The organism is Methylocaldum sp. 14B, from assembly GCF_002005105.1.
Lineage (GTDB): Bacteria > Pseudomonadota > Gammaproteobacteria > Methylococcales > Methylococcaceae > Methylocaldum.
The window spans coordinates 1-21166 of the sequence record NZ_MSCV01000013.1 but is presented as its reverse complement, the minus strand read 5'-3'; the positions used below and the strand labels follow the sequence as shown (position 1 = coordinate 21166).

Here is a 21166-nt window from a genome sequence, read left to right as displayed (position 1 = left end):
TTTATGAAAGATCCTCATCGCGTGCTCGTTCTGGATGCCGATTTCGTTTCTTGTTTGCCTATCGTTCGTTCACTGGGGCGGCGAGGGATCGTTTGTGATATTGCAAGCCCTCACTCCGCGCCCATAGCCCGGTATTCCCGATACGCCAATAAGCATTGGCAATATCCCGATCCGCTGACTCAGGGCGCTGCTTTCGTCGATTATCTTGCCGAGCACCTGAGCAAGGTCTCGTATTCCCTGGTCATCCCGGTCACCGAACGAACGCTTGTTCCTTTGGCGCGCTCGCCAAAAATGGCGCCGTTTGCCGATCTATTGGCGATCGCTCCGAGGAACAGTCTGAACAAGGTGCTGGACAAAGCCGAAACCATGGCGCTTGCACGACAGTGTGACGTGCCGACACCCTTCAGCTACCCGATTGCGCGGGCCGAGGAGTTATCGGAGTTCGTCGGCGAACTGGAATATCCCGTCGTACTCAAGCCGGCCCACTCGATATCCGGCGGAGATGACCGTCGGCCCTTGAACGTCGCTTATGCGCACGACGACGGAGAACTTTTCAAATTAGCGCGGTCGATGTTGGACCATGGTCCGTTCTTGCTCCAGCAATATGCGCAAGGCGTCGGCGCCGGTATCGAGCTGTTGGCAAATCACGGCGAAATCGTTTATGCGTTTCAACACGAACGTTTGCATGAGTTGCCTTTAACCGGCGGCGGCAGCTGCTATCGCAAGAGCGTCGCCATCAACCCGGTCCTGCTTGCCGCCGCGCGGAGATTGATCAAGGCGCTGGACTGGCACGGCGTGGCGATGGTCGAATTCAAATGGAACCCCGCGACCGGCGAATACTGGTTGATGGAAATCAATGGGCGTTTTTGGGGATCTTTGCCTTTGGCATGTGCGGCCGGCGCCGACTTCCCGGTAAAACTGTTTGATCTGCTGGTTCTGAATCAGGTGCCCACGGATTCGAATTACCGCGAGCATGTTTACTGCCGCAAATTATCGGCGGACGTGTATTGGTACGAGCAAGTGCTGCGCCGCAGCGGCGATCCGAAGCTGGTGGCTTATCCGAGCGCTCGGCAACTGCTTTTAGATGCCTTATTTATATTGCATCCTACCCGCCATTTTTTCGATGTGCAGCAATGGCGCGATCCGCTACCGGGCCTAATGGATTTCGTCGAGCTTCTTAATGGCTACCTTCAGCGGATCCGGGGCATAGTCGGTGATAAATATCTTCTCAAGAGACACGGCTCCACCGGTATGCGCACCGCATTAACAAGAAAATTGGGGCAGGCTAAAACCGTTTTATTCGTGTGCTATGGAAATATCAACCGAAGCGCTTTGGCGCAAGTGCTCGCGGAAAATGGCGTCAATCCGTCGAAGATCCGCTTCGATTCAGCGGGTTTTCATCCGGAAGATAACCGTCCCGCCGACCCGAATATGATTAAAGTGGCCCGATCCCATGGGTTCGATATGACGGGCTGTCGTTCCAAGCGCCTCGACAAGCTGAAGGTGGACAGCGCCGATATTATTTTCGTTATGGAAGGGCAACAATATCGGCGCTTGGTATCCGAATATCCGGAAGCGAAAGACAGGACTTTTTTACTGGGTAGCCTAACTAAACAGCAATTTTCCGATATCGATATCGCCGATCCTTACAATCAGGCGATGTCCGAGTATGAAAACTGCTTCAATCGAATACAACACGCGATCAACGAATTGAGCAGAATTCATCGGACAAAATAAGGGCACCTCGAAAAACTTCGAGGTGCTCGTACGGGGCAGGGATGCCCCGTCGTTTTCAGCCGCGTAAGCGGTTGAAAACGTAAAGCCAAGCCCAATCCGCGTTTGGGCTTGGCGAAGAGAAAAACCGCCGGGAAGGCGGTTTTTCGAGGTCCTCATAAGGTTACCGCATCGATTTGAAGGACAGCCCAAGGCTGTAAAGCCCCCATTTCAGGGTCGGAAAGGCCGCGAAAGCCGACCGCGCGAAACAGCTTGCCGAGATTTTGCGATTTTCGGCCAATAACTCCTCGGTTAGCATTTTTTGGGTATTCGCCAGGCTAACTCGGACATAATCAAGCGCGGGTTTCGCCTTGCAGATCAATAGCAAGCGTTGGTAGACGCTCATCTCCAGCAAGCGTCGGTCGCGTAGACTCATCTTATTGGAGACCGATTCGCCCTGACGCTTTTCAGGAGCAAAGTGGGTTACGCAGATTTCCGGCCGATAGAGTACCGAACCGGAACGCTCGCAAGCCCTGACGAACAAATCGACATCCTCGGCAAAGCGAGTATGTTCCCAAAATCCTTCCAACTCATCTAACAGGTCCGTTGCGAGGATAATGCTGTCCAGATGGGCGTAATCCGGATAGGACAGGATTTGTTGTAGGGATAAGCGATAAACCTCGTGGTTTCCAAGTTTTTCAGCATTCTCTAAATGGCGCTGCACCTGGGTCATATGCCGTTCCATGATGACCTGATTCTGTTCATTTTTAATTTGTAAGCCAGCGATATAAACTCGCTCGCCTTGTTCTTTTAACACCTCCGCGGCAACGGCCAAATGGTCGGTTCCGTGCCAGCAATCGTCGTCGTCGCAAAAGGCAACATACTGCCCCTGCGCATGGCTTAAACCGATGTTTCTAACGGTCGATGGCCCCGAGCCTCCGGTCCCCGCGGCATTGATCGCGTGCCAGCGATAGCGTTGATCGTATTGACCAAGCAACGCTTGATGGCCGTCTCGAATGGATTGGGATGATCCGTCATCCAAAACCAGCACTTCGTAATCGGCGTATGTTTGTTGCCAGATTCCGTCCAGGCAGTTTTTTAGCTCCTGACCTCTATTCCGGGTCGGAACGATGATTGAAAAAAAAGGCTTGCTAGTATTCATGACTGAGTATGCTTTTGATTTTTATGTTATCAGGAGCGTCTTGTAAGACTTTGGAATGCCGATCCCGGAACCGAAAGCACGTATCGCCAAAAATATGGATCTTTGCCTTTCATTGCGATGACCGACTCAAAGCAGTCACAAACGAGCCACCGATTATTGGCGATTGGCGGTAGAATTTCAGGGCCGTCATCTGGTCGTATAGCGTCGTGTTCACCCACCAGACCTCCGGGTACCGCGTAGACTGTCCACCTTCCTTGGGCACTTTCGCTGTCCAAATTCGCCCATACTTTCTATCGCTTTTCACATACAACGACAAATTGAAAAGTATAAAGATCGGGAAACAATGCTTTTAACACGCCACCATAAAACGGAAATTTACTACCTATCGCGTCACGATAACGATAGTTCCTATCGATATCAATTAAAGAAAGATTAGCGAAATCAATCAACTCCAAAATATTATGCTTTGTAAACATACGAATATGGGTCTTATCAAATATACCTCTTTCATTGTAAGGCCAATAACCTTTTAAAAAGACATGTATAAAAACATCTATATGCCTAATATTTGGTACTGAAAAGATAACTATTCCTTGAGATTTAAGCTTCGTTGCCAATTCGCCGAGAATACGCCAAGGATTCCTTAAGTGCTCCAAGACATCTCCAATCAATATGACATCAAAGCTCCTTTCCGATATCTGATCAAAAACGGAAACCTCTTCAATATCGCCGACGATCACTTTATCCATGTTCTGCTTAGCCAAGGCTGCCATTTCCGAATCTATTTCAATACCCTCGAAGTAACTTCCCACTTTTTGATTCCTTAAAAATTCAGCATTCGCTCCGGTAGCACAGCCTATATCGAGTATTGAAAGATTATTACCCTTCACATGCCTGAGCAAATCCAGCCTGAGTCCCGTATATGATTTATTGAAACCATCCATTATTGTTCTACCCCCAAAAAATGAGGACCTTTGCTTTCACATTGTTTACCATGCTTTTTGATCGTTGGAAGCTCTTGAAGAAGCCTAACTGTCGCCAATAAATAAGCAATTAATAATTTACCATCATGATTAACAATGTAGTCTGCTAACGGTCTGACAATACCTTTAGATAAAAGTAAAGACAACATATAAGAAAAGCTCACCAGTGGAGCTTTTAAATCGACAAGGATACTCGAGCGCTCACGCTCAGACATCTTCTCAACTGATTCCCAATACGAAGAAGAGGTTGAAGGCGGCGACTCTCTTAGATGCACGATCCGTGCATCCGGAATCAGTGCAAAACTACAGTTATGAAATGAAAATCGGTTAATTAAATCATCGTCTTCCCCATACATAAAAAACAACGGATCAAATCCGCCTACCTTCATAAACGCGGAAGCTCTGACCATCCATGCCGCAGCATTAATACCCTTAATCTTATAATAGTCTTTTTTGATTCCGATACATGCATCGGAAAGATATTCCACGGCAAAGCGATTAAGATAATTTCGTTGAGTCTTAATATCTACTCTCTTCAAATCCGGACTGCAATGTAAAGGCGTTGCCAGGCCAAACTCGACATTATTTGAAAGAAAATTTGCCAACTTGCGTATCGCATCTGGCGCTACGTAAGCGTCCTGGTTTAGCAAAAATATGTATTCGGCATTCTTAGAAAGCGCACGAGAAATTCCGATGTTGTTCCCGACTCCAAAGCCTTTATTTTCTGGAAGACTCAATACCTCAACTTCTGGATATTCTTCTTGGACGACATGAACGGTCGAATCCGTTGAGGCATTGTCCACCACGATAACTTGGCTCTGTTCCGTACTGTTTCGCAATGACGATAATGCACGGCGTATCCATTGTTGACCGTTGAAAGTTACTATTACAACATAAATATTGCTCAAATTTTTCTCCTGATATTGATAGGTATATTAAGAATCCGAACTATATCTGACCATGTTTTTTTAAATAGGGCATTCTGAACGATTGGATAATTAAAGAGAATCAATGATATGATCCAATCTGGCAATGCACTGAATGCAACTAATAAATGCAACTCTGTCTGTACGAGGTTCAAGACGGTAAAAATTTGCATGTAGCGAATATACCAAGGGTGAAAGCAAGGTGATGAACGAAACAAATGCACTTTTTTTTCGAAACCAAAGCTCAATGTCCTCAGATTATTCGGAACACAGTGCGCTTTAAATAAATAAAAACAGGGAAGTGCAATAATGGAAATCTTCAAAAAGGCTATATAACCGTAGGATGCGGTGAACGAGCGGAACTGCATCAATCGTGACCCTTCCCATCGCAGATCGCGTCTCTGGGAGCGCCGGAGTCGCCAAGGGACTTTGCACCACGACCCTCTATGGGTCCGATGCTTATCGTTTGGGAGCCGCGTCTTGCCTGCCCGGGTGGTGCCCTATCCCGCTTTTCTATTTCCGTCCAAGGCTATTTCGCTCACGCCGCAGGTTTGGCACGAAGCGTAATAATATAAAATGACGAAAACTTGCAAGGTGCATTGGGGAAGACGTAAAAAATCCTCTCGCGAACTTTCCGATTCGGTTCCGGAACATCGGCGTTCTGCCCGATCATGATTTCATGGACGGGGTCACTGTACTGATACCTCGTGCCGGCGGATCGGCGTCGATGGATAAGAATTCCTGGTTTCCCATTAATGAACATTTTCCAAAAAAGGTTATCGGCATGAGGCAATCTTCCTGGTGGATCAAGCTTTCCCTTCTGGCCGCATTTCTTTATTCCGGTGAGGGCTCGGCGTGGAACAGCGGCAGTCCTACGCAGCAGGAAATCGGCATGCTTCCGCCCTACTGTCAGGCTCAGATGCACACGGACTCGCAACATGTGATCCCCAAATCGGAACAACAAAGACGAAACGAGCACCGCCACTGGCAGAGTATCGTCGGAGAAGGTTATGGCCATGTCCATCACTACTGCTGGGGCCTGAATTACATTAACCGCTACTATCGGGACTTCCGTGCCAAGGATCGTGAGGGCTATCTCACAGCGGCTACCAATGATTTCACCTACACCATCACGAGGGTCCCGAACACGTTCCCCCTGCTCCCCGAGATGTTGACCACCCGTGGAAAAACGTTTGCCATGATGCAAAAGCCGGGCGATGCGTTCAAGGACCTACGGAAGGCCCTCCAGCTAAAACCGAAATATGAAAGGGCCTATATCGTGCTCGCTGATTTATACGAAAAAGCCGGACAACAGGATGCGGCCAAGGAAGTAATACAGTTGGGATTACGCTATATTCCGAATTCGAAATTGCTGTTGAAGCGGTCCAAGGCAGTAGGCTCGACTTCAACGCAACAAAAAAATGGGGAGCGGCCGAAATGAGGATTCGTCTCGGATAATTCAGGGCCGCGCGATTCCCCGCGTGCCGTAACCCGCCGGTTTCGCGGTCTTACTCCATTCGGTATTCGAGTGAACATGAATCGTAGGATAGGTTAGCCCCTAGAGTGTTTTTCATCCCGGTGTACGGCTTCGTGTCGGGCGGGAAGAATGTAGGTCGGCAATCCCTTCCCAATCGCAAATCGCTTTAGTCGCGACCCTTCCCACAAAGTCCTTTGCCGAGCCGATAAGTCGGCAAGGGATTGCCGACCTACATATCGGGCTTCCTGACACCGAGTCGGACAATGCTCTAGTCTCCGCTCGGGACAGGCCCTTCGACAAGCCTGTCCTGAGCATCGTCGAAGGGCTCAGGACAGGCTCCGCGTAAGCCACCGATTGAAGGTCGCTTGGTGGGTTACGGCGCACGCGAAGCACAGTGATCGGCGGTCGATCAGTGCTGATGTGCGCCTAACCCACCATCGATGGGTTTCGCTTCGCTCTACCCATCCTACAAAATGAATGCCGGATTGAAAGCGATTTGGAATTACTCGCGATAGAGCCTTACAGGCTGGCAAAAAAAGTCAGTAGGCATACATTCAGCCGTAGCTTAGAACCAAGCCAATGATTTACCAGCTTTCAGATAGGGCAGAATCATAACCAGCCAAGGCACAATAGATACGCACCCATTCCGGTACGATCGCGTCTATTCCGTATCGGGTCACTTCTGCCAAGCCGTTTTCCGCGAGGCTTTTGTAAAGCGCCATATCCGAGGTTACCCGGACTAACTGTTCAGACATGGCATCCGGATCCTCGGGGGGAACCAACAATGCCGTCTTCTCATGCTCAACCATGTAAGGCACGCCCCCAACATGGGTGCTGACGATCGGCAAACCCGACGCCATCCCCTCGAGAATGGAATTGGGCATGTTATCGACGGTGGTCGGATTCAGCATCACGTCTGCCTGCCGGTAAAGTTCGGCCATTTCATCCGGACTCAAGCGTCCGGTGAAGGTCACGTTTTGGCCGATCCCTAGCGCTAACGCTAAATCTTCCAATTCCTGTCGTTGCGGACCTGAACCTGCAATGGAAAGGCGCGCCCCTGGCTTTTCTCGCAGCAACAAAGCGAACGCGCGGAGCGCGGTCGTGAGTCCATAGATCGGTTCCAAATTCCGCGCAATGACGATGTGCGGCCTTTGCGTGTGGAGAGGAGACAATTCGGGTTTCGGCCTAAAACGCTTCAAATCGACGATATTGGGCACGACGGTCGTATCGAAGCCAAAGCGTCCGAATACTGCCTGCAAGAACCCGGACGGCACCGCAATTAGGCTCGCTTTTTCGAGGCTGGGCCTGATCCAACGCATCGAACGAACGAAGAAACGCTCGGCCTCTCCCCCTCGATAGTTGAGGACGACGGGAACCTTGTTCAGCCACGCGATCCACAACGCGGGAGCGGCGAACAAATGCCATGACCATCCGGAATTCGCCATGACGTGCAACACGTCAACCTGTCTCGCTACACGCCGGAGTCGGGCTATATAAGCCATTAAACGCGGGACGGCTCGAATGCCCTTAAGCTTTCCCACCCAGGCGGGGCGATAGGGTTCATTCACCCGCACGAGGGTAACGGCGATACCGCGCGAAACGAGCAATTCCATGAGCTGGCGGGTCTGATTCGCCATGCCGCCCGAGGGAGGCGGCAAGGGACCCACTAGGCCGACGCGCAGGGTATTTTCCTCTGGAGCAGGATGATTCGAGTTCGAACCTGCCGCTTTTTTCGACAATAGCATTCAAGCGGCTCGCGAAAAATTGGCGATCAGTCTGGCCATGAACTTCGCCGGCGAACGATCCCAGGGCGTAAACCTCGGCAACTGCCAGATATCGCTTCTGCTATCCGCAACTCCCCGAGTGGTGGAGGCCGCCGCCTGAAATCCCAAGTCCCGAACGATTGCGATCTGATCCCGCTTGTAGTCCTTGACGGGCTTGCCGTTCGGATAGGCAAAGAAGCGAATCTTCTCCTGGATAATGGCTTCGAGCGCGGCCTTTCCTTCTCCGATTTCGCTTCGAGCTTCTTCTTCGGACAAATTGGCCAGAATCGGATGATTGACCGTGTGCCCGCCGATTTCCATGCCGTGAGCGTGCATCGCCTTGACTTGCGAAGAGGACATCATCAAGTTGTCCGGCAAATTGCCCGCCAGAGAAGCAATGTGGTCGACGTATTCCGCCCTTTGACGGGTGGGCAGGTGCTTCAGCCGGTTTAGCAGCGCGTGGCCGGTTCGGGCTTTGTCCTCGGGCGTCGCAATCGGGTGGACACCCTGCCCTATCGAAGAAAGATCCAGGCGTTCATCATCCAGTACGCGGACCGATTCGAGCACGGTGTCATTCCACATGCGTCCGCCGTCGAGAAATCCGGTCGCGATAAAAAAGGTAGCCGGCAGATTCCAGCGCTGAAGAATGGAGAGCGCCAGCGTTGCGTTATCCGCATAGCCGTCGTCGAACGTGATGCACACGGCTCTAGGCGGCAGATCGCCAAGGCGCAGGCGGTCCAATGCCTCCGTCAACGGCAACACGTTGAAGCTACGCGCGAGAAGCTCCATTTGCCAACCGAAGGTGTGTGCATCGATTTCGTCCCGGCGCATGAAATCGGGTTCGCTCAACACGCGGTGGTAAATCAGGATGGAGAGCTTGCGCTTTCGCCCGAAACCGCACATAAAGCCGCCGGCCGCCTTGAGCAGGCCGAGCGTCATGTTTTCCATTGCAGGATTAACGGATGGCATGGGTTTGGAACCACTGTTCCAGCATCATCAGCACCCAAATCAGTTCGCCGTAGTAGGCGGCGTGAACCGACTGGTGCATGGCGATAGCGTGATCCAGGAATTCCGCCCGGAAATAGCCGCGCCCTTTGAGTTGCTGAATGCTGCCGTAGGCAAGCGCTTTGAGCTCCTCATGATTCTGCAGCCAGATGCCGAAAGGCAGACCGAAACCGTGTTTCGATTTGTTGATGATCTCGGCCGGCAGAAATCCGTGCATTGCCCGTTTGTAGAACCATCTCAGGTTATTGGCCTTCAGCTTGGTTTTAGACGGAATCCTGCAAGACAGCTCGATCACGGCATCGTCCAGCATGGGATAGGCCACCTCGACCCCTGCCAGCTCGCACATCCGGTTGACCTTGACCAAGTCATTGTCATGCAGCGTGATTTTCCAATCCAGATAAAGCATCCGGTTAAGCGGAGAGGCTTCTTTTGGCCTGCGGTAACATGCTTGCTGGATCGACAGAGGCGCGCCGACATCGATCGATGCCAGGAGATCCGGATGGAATATCTCATTCACATCGTGGCGGTGCAGGAAATTGTAATCCTGTAGCCGATCCGGCAGCGGTGTCCCGGCTTGCTCGACGTAACGCCCGGCTTTTCGGACGATACCTTTCTGCAAAGCCGGCGGGATTCGATTCAAAGCGAACTCGAACGTCTTCCTCAACGGAGAAGGCACTTTCCAGAAATATTCGAACAGCAGTTGCTTGGCATAACGCTCGTTACCGGCGAAAAGCTCATCACCGCCATCGCCACCCAATAAGCGATCCACGCCATGCTCGCGCGCCAGCTTTGCGCAAAAGTAGGCCGGCAAGGCCGATGAGTTGCCGAAAGGCTCGTCGCATGCCGCAGCCACCAAGGGGATGGCGGTCACCGCATCAGCCGGCGTCAAATAGTATTCGTGCTGACGGGTATTGAAATGTTTGGCGGCGGTGCGCGCATAGGCGATTTCGTCATAGCCTTCGACGGGAAAACCGATGGAAAACGTATCGGCCTCACCTTCGCTCTCTCGAGCCAATAGCCCGGAGACCGTAGAACTGTCGAGTCCGCCGCTCAGGAAAGCGCCGATCTTGGACGCGCCGTGCGTTTCCCGCCGCACCGCCTCGGTAAGAAGTTCCAAAAGTTTTGTTCCTTCGCGCTCGACAGCGGCATCGCTGTCCTCCCTGAATTCGGGCAGCCAATAATAGCGGCGGCTCACCGAACCGTCGCGCCAAACGAGGCACTCGCCTCCCTCGAGTTTGTAGACTTTCGCATAAATGGAGCCGGGACTCGGACAGTGATGGAAATAGACGTAATCGAACAGCGCTTGCAGAGAGAGCTCAGTATTCACGCCGGGATGACGGACCAGATCATCCGCGCGAGTCCCGAACACCAGCCCTGCCGGCGTAACGGCATAAAAAAGGTGGCGCTGTCCGATGCGGTCAAGCGCCAGCATTACGCTCTGCGCGTTAACGTCGATGACGGCGAGCACGAAACTCCCTCGCAGGTCTCCGAGAAACCCTTCAGGGTCGGCACGATACGCTTCCGCAACCGACTGGGCCATGCCGTTATCCGTCGCCATTTGCGCATAGCGCCGATTGGTCCAGTAAGGCCGACCGCTGACGACCGTCGTGATCGAGCCGTCACTCGATTGATAGAGCGACGCTTTAGGTCCCACGCAGCCCGCCCTTTCGCCGATCACGGCACGGACCGAATCGGGTCGACCGCTACGGTCCCGGAAGCTCTTGAGAAAATCCGCAGTAGTTTCCTGATCTGCGGGTACCTGATACCAACCCAGCATGTCCTGCATGATCAGTTACTCCGGTTCAGCAGGCTTTCATAAATCGGCTTATAGCGCGAAACGCTGTGCGCCCAAGTGCGTTCTCGCTCCACGTATTCCCGTCCGGCGACTCTAAACCGTGACCACTCGTCCCGGCGATTCAGCGCGCTTACCACCATGTCGGCCAAGGCGCCCGGATCGCCCGCCTTGAATAACCATCCGGTCTCTCCGTGTCGAATCAATTCCCGATGACCGCCGACATCGGACGCGATGACCAATTTTCCGTGAGCCAGGGCTTCCAGCGGCTTCAATGGCGTAACCAACTCGGTCAAGCGCATGGACATGCGGGGATATACGAACAGATCCACCTGGTCGTAATACTTCTGAACCTGATCATGGGGAACGCGACCGGAAAAGATCACTTTCTGGGATAACCCGAGCTCTTGCGCGCGCTGCTTGAGCAGATTCTCCTGAGGACCGCCGCCCACCAAGAGAAGCCGAACCTCGGGATTGACTTCGAGAATTCTAAGCAGAGCCTCCAGCAGCAACATCAGGCCCTCGTACGCGTAGAACGACCCGATAAACCCGAGAACGAGGTTTTCCTCTAACCCTAGCTGCTTCTTCAACTCTGCGTCTGCCGGACCGCTCAGGGAAAAGCGGTTAATATCGACGGCATTGGGTATGACCGTAACGTTTTGCTCGGGAATGCCTCGCTCGACGATGTCTCTCTTGAGTCCTTCGCAGATCGTCGTTACTGCATTGGCCCTTCTGAAGACGTAAGTCTCGAGCGACCGGGTTATGCGGTAGCGCAAACCTCCCTCTCGGCATGTCCTGTGGTCGACTGCGGCATCTTCCCAGAAGGCTCGACATTCGTACACGACGGGAAGGGAAAACCATTGCGCCACGCGCAAAGCTGCCAATCCGTTCAATACGGGCGAATGGGCGTGGATGATATCGGGTTTGACTTCTTCCACGGCTTCGCCGACTCGTTCCGCCAGACTGTTGATGATTGAAAATTGGTTCAGCACAGGCAGGGTGGAAAAAAAACTTTTTGGTTGGGCCGTTCGGTAAAAACGAAAACCGTCCACTTCCTCAACCAGCACGTCGGGTCCCTTTTGCTTCGCCGAGGTGATGTGAAAGGTTTCGAAGCCCAGAGCGCGCTGGTGCTCCAAGATAGCGCGCGTTCTGAACGTGTAGCCGCTATGTAATGGGATCGAATGATCAAGTATATGAAGAATACGCATGGCTGCCTTTTATTAACTTGGTCAGGCGTATCGGCGTAGGAAGGATTCGTACATCAACAGCGACCATAAGCCTGCGCTGTAATCGCGCAAACCCGACTGGTGCTGGTCGAGCATAGTCTTGAGAAAATCCATCTCGAACACGCCCGATTCCGCCATGGCCGATCCCAGTACGGCATCGCGGATCCTTTGTCTGAGCGGCCCTCTGAACCAAGCAGCCAATGGCACGGCGAATCCCATTTTTGGGCGGTAAAGAATGTCGTCCGGCAAGTGCGGTTCCATCGACTTCTTGAATACATATTTTCCCTCCCTGCCTCTAAGCTTGAGATCGGGTGGGAGTCCCGAAATCCATTCGACGAGCTTGTGGTCCAGCAGCGGCACGCGAACTTCCAAGGCGTGCGCCATGCTCGCTCGGTCGACTTTCGTGAGGATGTCCCCGGGCAGGTAGGTTTTCATGTCCAAGTACTGCACCAGCGACAACGGGTGCCGAGTCGGAGCCGACTCGGCGTGATGGCGGAGCACTTCGACAGCCTGATAGCCTTGAAGACTGCGCTTGAACCCGGCGCTGAAGATCTTCCCCTGACGCAAGCTGTCCGGCAGAACCGAAACCGTATGGAAGTAGCCTTCGACCGAGTCGCGGGCTAAGGACTCGAAGGTGGTTTTGGCCCGAAAAACTTTCGGCGCCCAATCGGCTTTGGGATAAACCCGGCCGAGCAGCCCGAACAGCGGACGGCGAACGCCTAGCGGCAAAAACGAACGAATTCTCTCCTCATACGTGTGCCAGCGATAGCGGCGATAACCGGCCAAATTTTCGTCGCCCCCATCTCCCGACAGCGCCACCGTAACCTCCTGGCGCGCCAATTCGCACACGCGATAGGTCGGCAGCGCCGAGCTGTCGGCATAGGGCTCGTCGTACAACCCTGCAAGCCGGTCGATCAACGAGAAATCGTCCGGATCGACCTGTTTCACACGATGACGTGTGCGATAACGTTCCGCCACCATCTCCGCATACCGCGCCTCGTTGAACGCGGGATCGCCGAAAGAGATCGAGCAGGTATTGACCGGATCGGCGGATAAGCCCGCCATCATGGCCACGACGGCACTCGAATCGACCCCTCCGGACAAAAAAGCTCCCAGAGGAACGTCGGCCACCAGCCGTATACGGACAGCTTCTTGCAAACGGTTGATAAGCTCTTCCCGCGCATGTCCTTCGGTCATGCTGCCGTCCGGCACGAACGGTACATCCCAGTAGCATTCCGGCCGGCACTTCGGCTCGCCGCGCTTGAGGGTCAGACGAAAGCCCGGAGCCAGTTTCTGGACGCCGCTAAAGATGCTTTTCGGGTCGGGCACATAGCCATAGGCGAAATAATCTTCTACCGCGGTGGGGTCGATTTTCCGCGGCACGTCCGGATGGAACAGCAAAGCTTTCAATTCCGAGCCGAAGACAAATTTGCCGTTGGGGAGATCGGCATAATAAAGCGGTTTTACGCCTAACCGGTCCCGAGCCAGGAACAGCGTCTCGCGCGGACGGTCCCAAATGGCGAACGCGAACATGCCGCGAAACCGGTCCACGCAGGACTCGCCCCAAGCCTCCCAGGCGTAGACGATGACTTCCGTATCGCAGTGAGTCTCGAATTGGTAACCGAGGGTCTCCAACTCGGCGCGTATATCCTGAAAGTTATAGATTTCGCCGTTATAAGTGGCGACAACGCTTTTGTCTTTATTGAAAAGCGGCTGTTGCCCGTTCGAAAGATCGATGATGGAAAGTCGCCTGTGACCGAATCCGAGTCCCGGCTCAGTATGCAGGCCACCTTCGTCGGGACCTCTATGGTATTGGCTTTCGTTCATGCGTCCGAGCAGTTCGCGGTCGATCTCTTCCCGCCCGAACCTGTCGAAGATGCCAACGATTCCACACATACTGTTAGTTCCTCAATGCCTTGTATTCAATAATTCGTCATAAAGGGCGAGATAACGGCTGACCATTCCGTCCAAACTGAACGATTCGACCACGCGCTTTTGCCCCGCAGTTCCGTGAGCTGTGATCATCCCCGGATCGTTCAGATAGGTTTCTAACGCGGTTGTCATCGCGCCGGGATCTTCCTTGGGCACCAACATTCCGGTAACGCCGTTCACGACCAGTTCCGGGTTACCGCCGACCTCGGTAGCGATGACCGGCAAGCCGGAAGCCATCGCCTCTAGGATCGTGTTCGATATGCCCTCTGCCCGGGAGGGGAGTACGAAGATATCCAAGCCGCGCAGGATGTCGGCGATGTCGGAACGCTCACCGGGCAGCCAGGCCAAACGCTCCAAGGCTGCCGATTCCAGCATTTGCCGTGCTTGTTCGCGCAAAGGTCCATCCCCCACGAGGAGCAAGCGCAGTTTCGCACGAAGTTCGGGCCGCCATTCGAGCAAACCTATGAAGGCTTTTACCAGAGTGAGCTGATCCTTGACACCGTGCATGCGACCCACCGTGCCGATCAGTATTTGCCCCTCTCGGCTTTGAAATGGGCAATCCGCTATCGAAGGCTTGCCGTCCGGCGCCGGATGAAATACCGATGTGTCGACACCGTTGCAGATACGGGCCATCTTCTTTTCGGGAACCCTGATCTTTTCCCGGAGATAAGATTCCAGATGGCACGATAATGGGACGTAACGATGCACAAGCGGCTTCAAGAATCGTCGCAGCCACTGATACTTGCGGTTCGTTCCGTCCGGATCGAACACATCCCACCCGTGTTCGCCGTGTACCCGCACCGGAGTGCCCGCGAACCAGGCGGGCATTTGACACTCCAATGCCGCGAGGTTGCGGGTATGCACGATGGCCGGTCTGAGCTGGCACAGCAACCGGTAAACCCGCGCGTAAACCTTAAAATCCTGGCCCTCGCTCCGGTTTAGCTCATAAACTGGAACGTCTCCGGCAACACGCTGCCTGAAGTCGGTCGCATCCTTAAGACAGATAACAGCGTGTCGGTAACGGTCCGGCGGTGTCCGGTTTATCAGATTCACCAGGCCGTTTTCCAAGCCGCCGACACCCAAGCGGTAGATGATATGCGCGACCAGCGGCGACTTCATCGGGTTACGATTGGGCCGCATCGTTCAGATTACGATCGACCGACGGCAACATCTCATCGACGAAACGCTGCAACACCTCGGAAGCCGTCCGGACATCATCTTCATACGGTGTAACGAGGATCACAGCCGCACCGTCCTTCACAGCGCCCAAAAGCTTGTCCTTGGCTTCGAGCAATTTCCCGATATAGTCGTTTGTCGTATACCGTCCCGATATCCGGTTCCAGCGCCAGGTCAGCAATCGCTGCGTGGGTGAATGAAGCCGTCCTTGCAGGACTGTGCCGGGAGCACCGTTCAGCCGGGCTTTCATCGGCTTTTCTTCGGGCATCTTCCAGACCTGCCGGTCTTCGGGGGAAACGAGAACGTTTTGCGAATTGATAAGTTCGCCGCCTTGTTTTTGATGGCGGTAATACATCACGTATAGGCCGACTGTGTCGGCGCCACTGCGATAAAACGCCTTGGCTTTGGCATTCGGCCCTACGTAGGAAGGCTCCCATTCCGTGAAGGCCTCGGCAGTTTGCCAAAAACCGGCTGCCTGTGGCAGCTCGACCTTCACGGATGCAGCTATGTGATCAGCCAGCGAATCGATGTAGGCTGCTCGAGCCGGCCAGAATACCGAAATGACCAAAGCTATGCCGGCAGTTGCTGCAAGGCGAACGGCATTAGCACGACGCTCCGGAATTTTTGTCGTAAAAGACGGCAACTCGGCGCTCCTCTGCGGAGGTTCGGTCCAAAACGAGCCGATCCAAAACATCAATAGCATGACGATACCGAAAAATATCCACCCATAGATCACATGGTCTACGCCTACCGCGAGCTTCATTCCGCTCAGATGGCCTATCATCACGATCATGTAAGCTCGCAATCCATTGGCAATTATCGGAAAACATAGGGCCAGCACGATGAATGCCATTCTGCGAACCATTGAGCGGTAGCTCAAATAGGCATAAAGGAAACCGAGCGTAATCGAGGCGATCAGGTAGCGTATGCCGCTGCAGGCTTCGACGACCGACCAATCGCCGCTGGGTATGCTGAAAAAAGTCCCTTCCCGGTAAACCGGAATACGGGTGATCTGGAGCATCTTAACCGTGAAGTCGGCGGTAAACTCCATCAAAATCGGAACAAGCGCCTCGCCGGTCGGTACGGCGAATAGCAGGAACCCAAGGGGAAACGCCAATTTGGTCAGCACGGTCCAGCCCAGAAGCAGCCAGATCAACACTGGAATCATGCCGATCAACATCAATTGCTCAATCACGAGGACGTCGACGAGCCGCGCCGCAAGCCATGCGAATCCAAGAGAAATCAAAAGCGGCAAGGCCCGATAGTCCGGGTACGGGATTATCCGGGCTAGTTCGCACCGCTCCCGCCAGATAAGCCAGATGCTTACCGGAAAGATGATGAAACCATGCGCGAAAGTCTCCGAACGCCACCAGATGGCGACCATCGATGCGAACGTGGAATGATAAATTCCCAGCAAGGCCAGAACGGCGACGCTCGTCAACCATAATGCCGCGGGCCATTCGGCGGCCGAATCCGGCGTATTGATTTGTTGCGGGCCGGCCAAAGCTTCAACACTCATTTTCATATTGCTTCCAGCACCGCCCCCAGACGGCGAAGACTGTTCGCCCAGCCGTATCGCTGCACAACGAACTCCCGGTTTCTCTCGGACTTAAACGGCAGCGAGTCGGCGCAAAGCGCCTTCGAGACGGTGTCCGCCCACTCCCAGGGAGTCTCCGCAACGAGAAGATCCAGAGGTTTTTGGATTTCGATGCCTTCGATCGCCGCCCCAGTGGAGACGATGGATTTCCCCATCGCCATGGCCTCCAGCACTTTGTTCTGAATTCCTCGTGCGATTCTCAAGGGCGTAACCGCACAACGGGCATGCTTCAGGAAAGGCCGCACATCCTCAACCGCACCGGTTACTGCAACACCCTCGATGCGAGCGAGGTTCCGGACCGCCTCGGTCGGGCGCGCACCAACGATGTAAAAGCGCGCCGTATCCATCTGGCGGCGAATTTCCGGAAATATATCGCGCGCAAACCAAGTGACCGCGTCGATGTTGGCCCAATAATCCATAGCTCCGGTGAATACCATGACATGCTCGCCGGGCGCGTAAGGATTGGCGTAATCTGCTTTATCCGAAAAATAAGCCGTGTCGACACCGTTCTCGATACTCATAATCCGCTCTTTCACTTCTGGAGCAAGGCCTTTGAACAAGCTCGCCTCGTTTTCCGACACGAAGAGAGAACAGCTAAACGAATTCGCGATCTTGCGGTCATAGCGCGCCAAATACGCCGCCTCCCGCCGGTAAACCCAATTCATCGGCCAGGTTTTTTGGGTTGCATATTGCCGCCATTTGTCGGAATCGACATCGACGAAATCGATGATCCGCGGCACCGACGCATGCTCTACCACATATTGGGCCATCGCCGACGAAAACACCAAGACGGCATGAATGGAGCGCTGCTTCAAAATACCGGCTACCCAAGCGCTCATGCGAGCGTCGGAATAATAAGGCACGGTTAAAGGGAGTCCGACCGCTAATCCCTTGAGGCTCTTGAGTTTGGCGCGTCCTGGGTGCAGCGGAAGCAGACACGCTTCCCCGCAAAAATTTCTTACATCGGATGCATAACGCCAGTCGTTCGGATCGTCCACGAACGCGCCGAGATGAACGCGGTACGACTCCGATAAATATTTGAGCAAGTGAAAGGATCGTATCTTGTCCCCTTTATTCGGCGGGTAGGGAATCCTGTGGGCGAGGAGCAAAATCTCCTTCATAGGCGGTGCCGTAACGTTCAGCCGAGGTTGCGGGAGATCCAGGGGCCCACCAGATTGCTGACCGGCAAAGGCAGACGCTGCCATGCAGCGATGAAATATCGATATTTCGGATTGAGCGGATTTATCTCGGGTACCGCCTTCGCTTTCACCAACTCGTACTCGTAAGCCAATGGTTCGGGCTCGAAGCCCCAGTGCGTCTTGAATCGGTACGAGCCGGTACCTTCTTTGCTTCTACCGTAGTCGAATACCCGCACGTCTTTTTCCGTCGCCCGCCGCATGACCTCCCAGTACATGAAATCGTTACCCTTGAGATCCCTGGCTTCTTCGGTTCCGCCGCCATAATACGGGAGCACCTCGTCGCGAAAATAGAAACTCATCACGCTGGCGATAACGCGCCCTTGATGCTCGATGCTGAGGATTTCGCAAGAATCGCCGAATACGTCCTTCAAGATTGCGAAATAGCGTTTTGAAAATACCGGTGTTCCGAGATTCCGGACGCTCTCGGCGTAGGCTCCGAAAAACCGGTCCACACCGGGATCGATGATGCTGCTTAAGCCGGCGGCAATGCCCTTTCGGATCATCGCGCGCTGTTTACGCGGAACGGCCGCGAGATTCTTCTCGGGATCGGGATCCAGAGCTTTCCGGAACGTGACATAGAGCGATTTGGTCGGCCGCCCGGAACCGTGCGGTTTTTGATTGCGAAGCTCCAGATAATCCACCTCGAGTTCCCGTGCAAGATCGCAGGCTGCCTGCTCCAGCGCTTTACGCGCTGCATCGGATTCGGTCGCGGCGCCGCCATACACGCAAAAGGGGTTCGATATCAGCGCGTTACCGAATAGAAAGCTTTTCACATGGCCGAGCGGCAATACCCCGACGATGCGACCCTCTTCTTCCGCAAAGAGATAGTGGGTTTCATGGCCAAAGGCGCGCTCGATGACGTCTTGCCAACCGGCGAGATGAAAAAAACTCGCCCCGGTACAATTATTTACGAATGCATCCCAGTCAGACTTGCGGCTGCCGTCTAATCGCTTAATTTCCATGCAAGATTTCGGTCCGGGTTAATTGTGGTATGGAGATAAAAACACATGAGCCATCGTGTTCCAGCGAAAGTCGTGTAAAAGACGGCGCAAGCGCGATTCGGTCCGAGAAAGATTCAGGTAGTGGCGAAACCGTGTTTTCAGATTGATGCCTCGCTGCCTCGGCTGATCCGGATCGATTTCCCAAGGGTGAAAATAAAACACGCATGATTGCCGGTCTTTCCGATTCACTCGCTCGATGGCCCAGCGAGAAACCCGATAGGGCAGCAAACGGAAATAGCCGCCACCGCCGCACGGTAATTTCTTATTGCTTAATTCGACCGTAGTTACGGGTATTTCCAGCAACCCGTCCGGTCTGCACGGCCTGAACGAGAAGCGCGGCGCTTCCGGCATGCCGTACAAATCATGCTTTACAGGATAGATGCTGGAGCTGTAACTGAATCCGGATTCTTCCAGAACCTCTAGCGCCCAGAGGTTTTTGGAACCGATCGAATAGCTGGCCGCACGATATCCCAGAACCGGGACTCCGCCGAGATCTTCGAGCAAACGCTTGGTCCGCAAAACATCGTCACGAAACTCATCAGGAGTTTGTTGAGTCACTCGTACATGGCTATAGCCGTGACAAGCCAGCTCATGGCCGGCTTTTACTATTCGTTTTATGAGTGCCGGGTAGCGCTCGGCCACCCACCCCAACGTGAAAAAAGTGGCTTGCACTCCCGCTTCGGCAAAGATCTGAAGTATCCGGTCGGTATTTCTTTCCACCCGGCAGGGTAAATCGTCCCACTTATCCCTTCCAATATAGGGTTCGAATGCCGATACATGGAAATAATCTTCGACATCCACTGTCATCGCATTGACGATGGGATTGCCAGCGGCCGACGGATTAGCCAAAAATACCCCCTAACGCGCAGTAACGGCGCGCAATTTATAATTGTTTTTGTTAATTCGCAGCGAGAAGCTTCAAGCTAGTTTTTCGCACTTCAAACTTCGTCAAGCGGCTCCTGATAAACTTCATCAAGATCGAGCTGCAAGAGAATGGCTTTTCGCAACAAAGCCCGTTCTTTTTGCACGGTTTTCCGCAAACTGAACACCAGGTGTTCGAGTTGAACGACCCTCTCCTCTAGGCTTCCGGTAGCCGCCGGGACGTATCCCGAGTCGATCGGGTACAACGGCGCCTCGATATTGGTCGCTCCTTGACAGGATGGACGCTGGACTCGCACGGCATCCTGCTCCATCTCGTTTATCACCAAGCGAACCGCATCCAAATCCAGCATATGGAGTTCCTCCAAGTATCCATACAATAAAAGCCGGTCGCACAAAGTATTGATTATTCGTGGAACCCCCTGGGTATGGCGATAGATTTCCTCAAATGCCTCTTTCGTAAATTCCGGATCGTGTGCCCAATCCGCCGTAGTCAATCGATGAAGGATATATTCTTTGGTTTCTTCGAGCTCTAACGGTCGCAAGTGGTACATGGCCGTTATTCGCTGCCGTACCTGTTCCATTTTGCCTCCCTGCAATGTGGCTCGCAGCTCATCCTGTCCCAACAGGAAAACCTGAAAGATCGATCGTCCTTCCGATTCGAAATTGAGCAGCATGCGCAGTTCTTCCAAAGACTGGGCCGGAAGATTCTGTGCTTCATCGACGACCAGTAGGACTCGCTTTCCCTCGCGAGACTTGAGTTTGAAAAATTCTTCCAGATTCTTGAGGAGAACCGCCTTCGCATCGCCATCGTAAGAAAGGCCGAACGTGGCAGCAATGATCCGTAGAGTATCCTCGGCACCGACCTGGGACGTCACCATCAGGCCTGCAACAATATTTTCGTTCCGGAGCGCGCCGAACAACTCCTTTACCAGCATCGTTTTCCCGGTGCCGGGCTCTCCGGTCACGACAACAAACCCTTCGCCCTGGGCTAAACCATATCGTAAATATGCCAACGCCCGTTTATGAACCGCGCTGTTGTAGAAAAACTCGGGGTCCGGATTGAGCTGGAAAGGTTTTTTTTTCAGATTGTAAAAGGCATCGTACATGAAGAATCAGAACCTCATAAGCAAACTGGCCGTTACCCGATTCTCGTCAAATTCATTTTCTGATCGATTCGAATCCTGCTGCATGTGCCGCAACTCCAAAGAGCCTATCAAATCGGCCCAGATCCTTCGGTTCAATACTAGTGACACGGTCATAAACTTGTTGTCGGAACGCCCTAAAGTCTCGCTCTGATTATCGATCGCCTGCCAGACAAAGTACAAAAGGGAT

16 protein-coding genes and 1 pseudogene are annotated in these 21166 nt (G+C 53.4%); 2 read left to right on the top strand and 15 right to left on the bottom strand.

Features of this window, described 5'->3' with window-relative positions; all coding sequences use genetic code 11:
• Window positions 1-3 precede the first annotated feature (3 nt).
• On the top strand, window positions 4-1737 hold the full coding sequence (locus B2A78_RS11290) for an ATP-grasp domain-containing protein (RefSeq protein ID WP_077730096.1): 1734 nt from the start codon (window positions 4-6) through the stop codon (window positions 1735-1737).
• A gap of 160 nt (window positions 1738-1897) precedes the next feature.
• Here the strand turns inward: B2A78_RS11290 and B2A78_RS11285 are convergent, their stop codons facing one another.
• From B2A78_RS11285 to B2A78_RS11275, 3 genes are all read right to left on the bottom strand, one after another.
• Window positions 1898-2875 (bottom strand): glycosyltransferase family A protein, encoded by a 978-nt coding sequence (locus tag B2A78_RS11285; protein WP_077730095.1) that lies wholly within the window; start codon window positions 2873-2875, stop codon window positions 1898-1900.
• A gap of 290 nt (window positions 2876-3165) precedes the next feature.
• Complete coding sequence (locus B2A78_RS11280) at window positions 3166-3819, bottom strand: class I SAM-dependent methyltransferase (RefSeq protein ID WP_077730094.1); 654 nt, start codon at window positions 3817-3819, stop codon at window positions 3166-3168.
• A complete protein-coding gene (locus tag B2A78_RS11275; protein ID WP_077730093.1) occupies window positions 3819-4766 on the bottom strand; it encodes a glycosyltransferase family 2 protein in 948 nt (315 codons plus the stop codon). Before B2A78_RS11275 ends, B2A78_RS11280 begins: the two co-directional genes overlap by 1 nt.
• 745 nt (window positions 4767-5511) lie before the next feature.
• On the opposite strand from B2A78_RS11275, the gene B2A78_RS11270 reads away from it, so the two are divergent.
• Complete coding sequence (locus B2A78_RS11270; protein ID WP_168175397.1) at window positions 5512-6225, top strand: tetratricopeptide repeat protein; 714 nt, start codon at window positions 5512-5514, stop codon at window positions 6223-6225.
• A 620-nt stretch (window positions 6226-6845) separates the two neighbouring features.
• On the opposite strand, the gene B2A78_RS11265 is transcribed toward B2A78_RS11270, so the two are convergent.
• From B2A78_RS11265 to B2A78_RS26335, 12 genes and pseudogenes are all read right to left on the bottom strand, one after another.
• Window positions 6846-8006: a glycosyltransferase family 4 protein gene (locus B2A78_RS11265; RefSeq protein WP_077730091.1), complete on the bottom strand. Its 1161-nt coding sequence runs from the start codon at window positions 8004-8006 to the stop codon at window positions 6846-6848.
• Complete coding sequence (locus B2A78_RS11260; protein WP_086135605.1) at window positions 8007-8963, bottom strand: polysaccharide deacetylase family protein; 957 nt, start codon at window positions 8961-8963, stop codon at window positions 8007-8009.
• Window positions 8964-8979: 16 nt separating this feature from the next.
• Window positions 8980-10815, bottom strand: coding sequence for an asparagine synthase C-terminal domain-containing protein (locus tag B2A78_RS11255; protein ID WP_077730090.1), 1836 nt, complete (start codon window positions 10813-10815; stop codon window positions 8980-8982).
• 2 nt (window positions 10816-10817) lie between these two features.
• The gene (locus tag B2A78_RS11250) at window positions 10818-12029 is read right to left on the bottom strand and encodes a TIGR04063 family PEP-CTERM/XrtA system glycosyltransferase (protein ID WP_077730089.1); all 1212 of its coding nucleotides are present in this window, start codon (window positions 12027-12029) and stop codon (window positions 10818-10820) included.
• A gap of 21 nt (window positions 12030-12050) precedes the next feature.
• Window positions 12051-13943, bottom strand: coding sequence for an XrtA/PEP-CTERM system amidotransferase (locus tag B2A78_RS11245; RefSeq protein ID WP_077730088.1), 1893 nt, complete (start codon window positions 13941-13943; stop codon window positions 12051-12053).
• A gap of 12 nt (window positions 13944-13955) precedes the next feature.
• Window positions 13956-15098 carry a TIGR03088 family PEP-CTERM/XrtA system glycosyltransferase gene (locus tag B2A78_RS11240; protein ID WP_240502491.1) on the bottom strand — a complete coding sequence of 381 codons (1143 nt, stop codon included), beginning with the start codon at window positions 15096-15098 and terminating at the stop codon, window positions 13956-13958.
• 4 nt (window positions 15099-15102) lie between these two features.
• On the bottom strand, window positions 15103-16680 hold the full coding sequence (gene xrtA, locus B2A78_RS11235) for an exosortase A (protein WP_205780755.1): 1578 nt from the start codon (window positions 16678-16680) through the stop codon (window positions 15103-15105).
• Window positions 16677-17873, bottom strand: a complete 1197-nt coding sequence (locus B2A78_RS11230; protein WP_077730086.1) for a TIGR03087 family PEP-CTERM/XrtA system glycosyltransferase — start codon at window positions 17871-17873, stop codon at window positions 16677-16679. Before B2A78_RS11230 ends, xrtA begins: the two co-directional genes overlap by 4 nt.
• Window positions 17874-17890: 17 nt before the next feature.
• Complete coding sequence (locus B2A78_RS11225; RefSeq protein ID WP_077730085.1) at window positions 17891-18913, bottom strand: FemAB family XrtA/PEP-CTERM system-associated protein; 1023 nt, start codon at window positions 18911-18913, stop codon at window positions 17891-17893.
• A gap of 18 nt (window positions 18914-18931) precedes the next feature.
• Window positions 18932-19801 (bottom strand): XrtA system polysaccharide deacetylase, encoded by an 870-nt coding sequence (locus B2A78_RS11220; protein WP_240502490.1) that lies wholly within the window; start codon window positions 19799-19801, stop codon window positions 18932-18934.
• Between the two features lie 89 nt (window positions 19802-19890).
• Window positions 19891-20940, bottom strand: a complete 1050-nt coding sequence (locus tag B2A78_RS11215; RefSeq protein WP_077730083.1) for an XrtA/PEP-CTERM system-associated ATPase — start codon at window positions 20938-20940, stop codon at window positions 19891-19893.
• Window positions 20941-20946: 6 nt separating this feature from the next.
• Window positions 20947-21166, bottom strand: a pseudogene (locus tag B2A78_RS26335) (TIGR03016 family PEP-CTERM system-associated outer membrane protein); the annotation flags it as partial.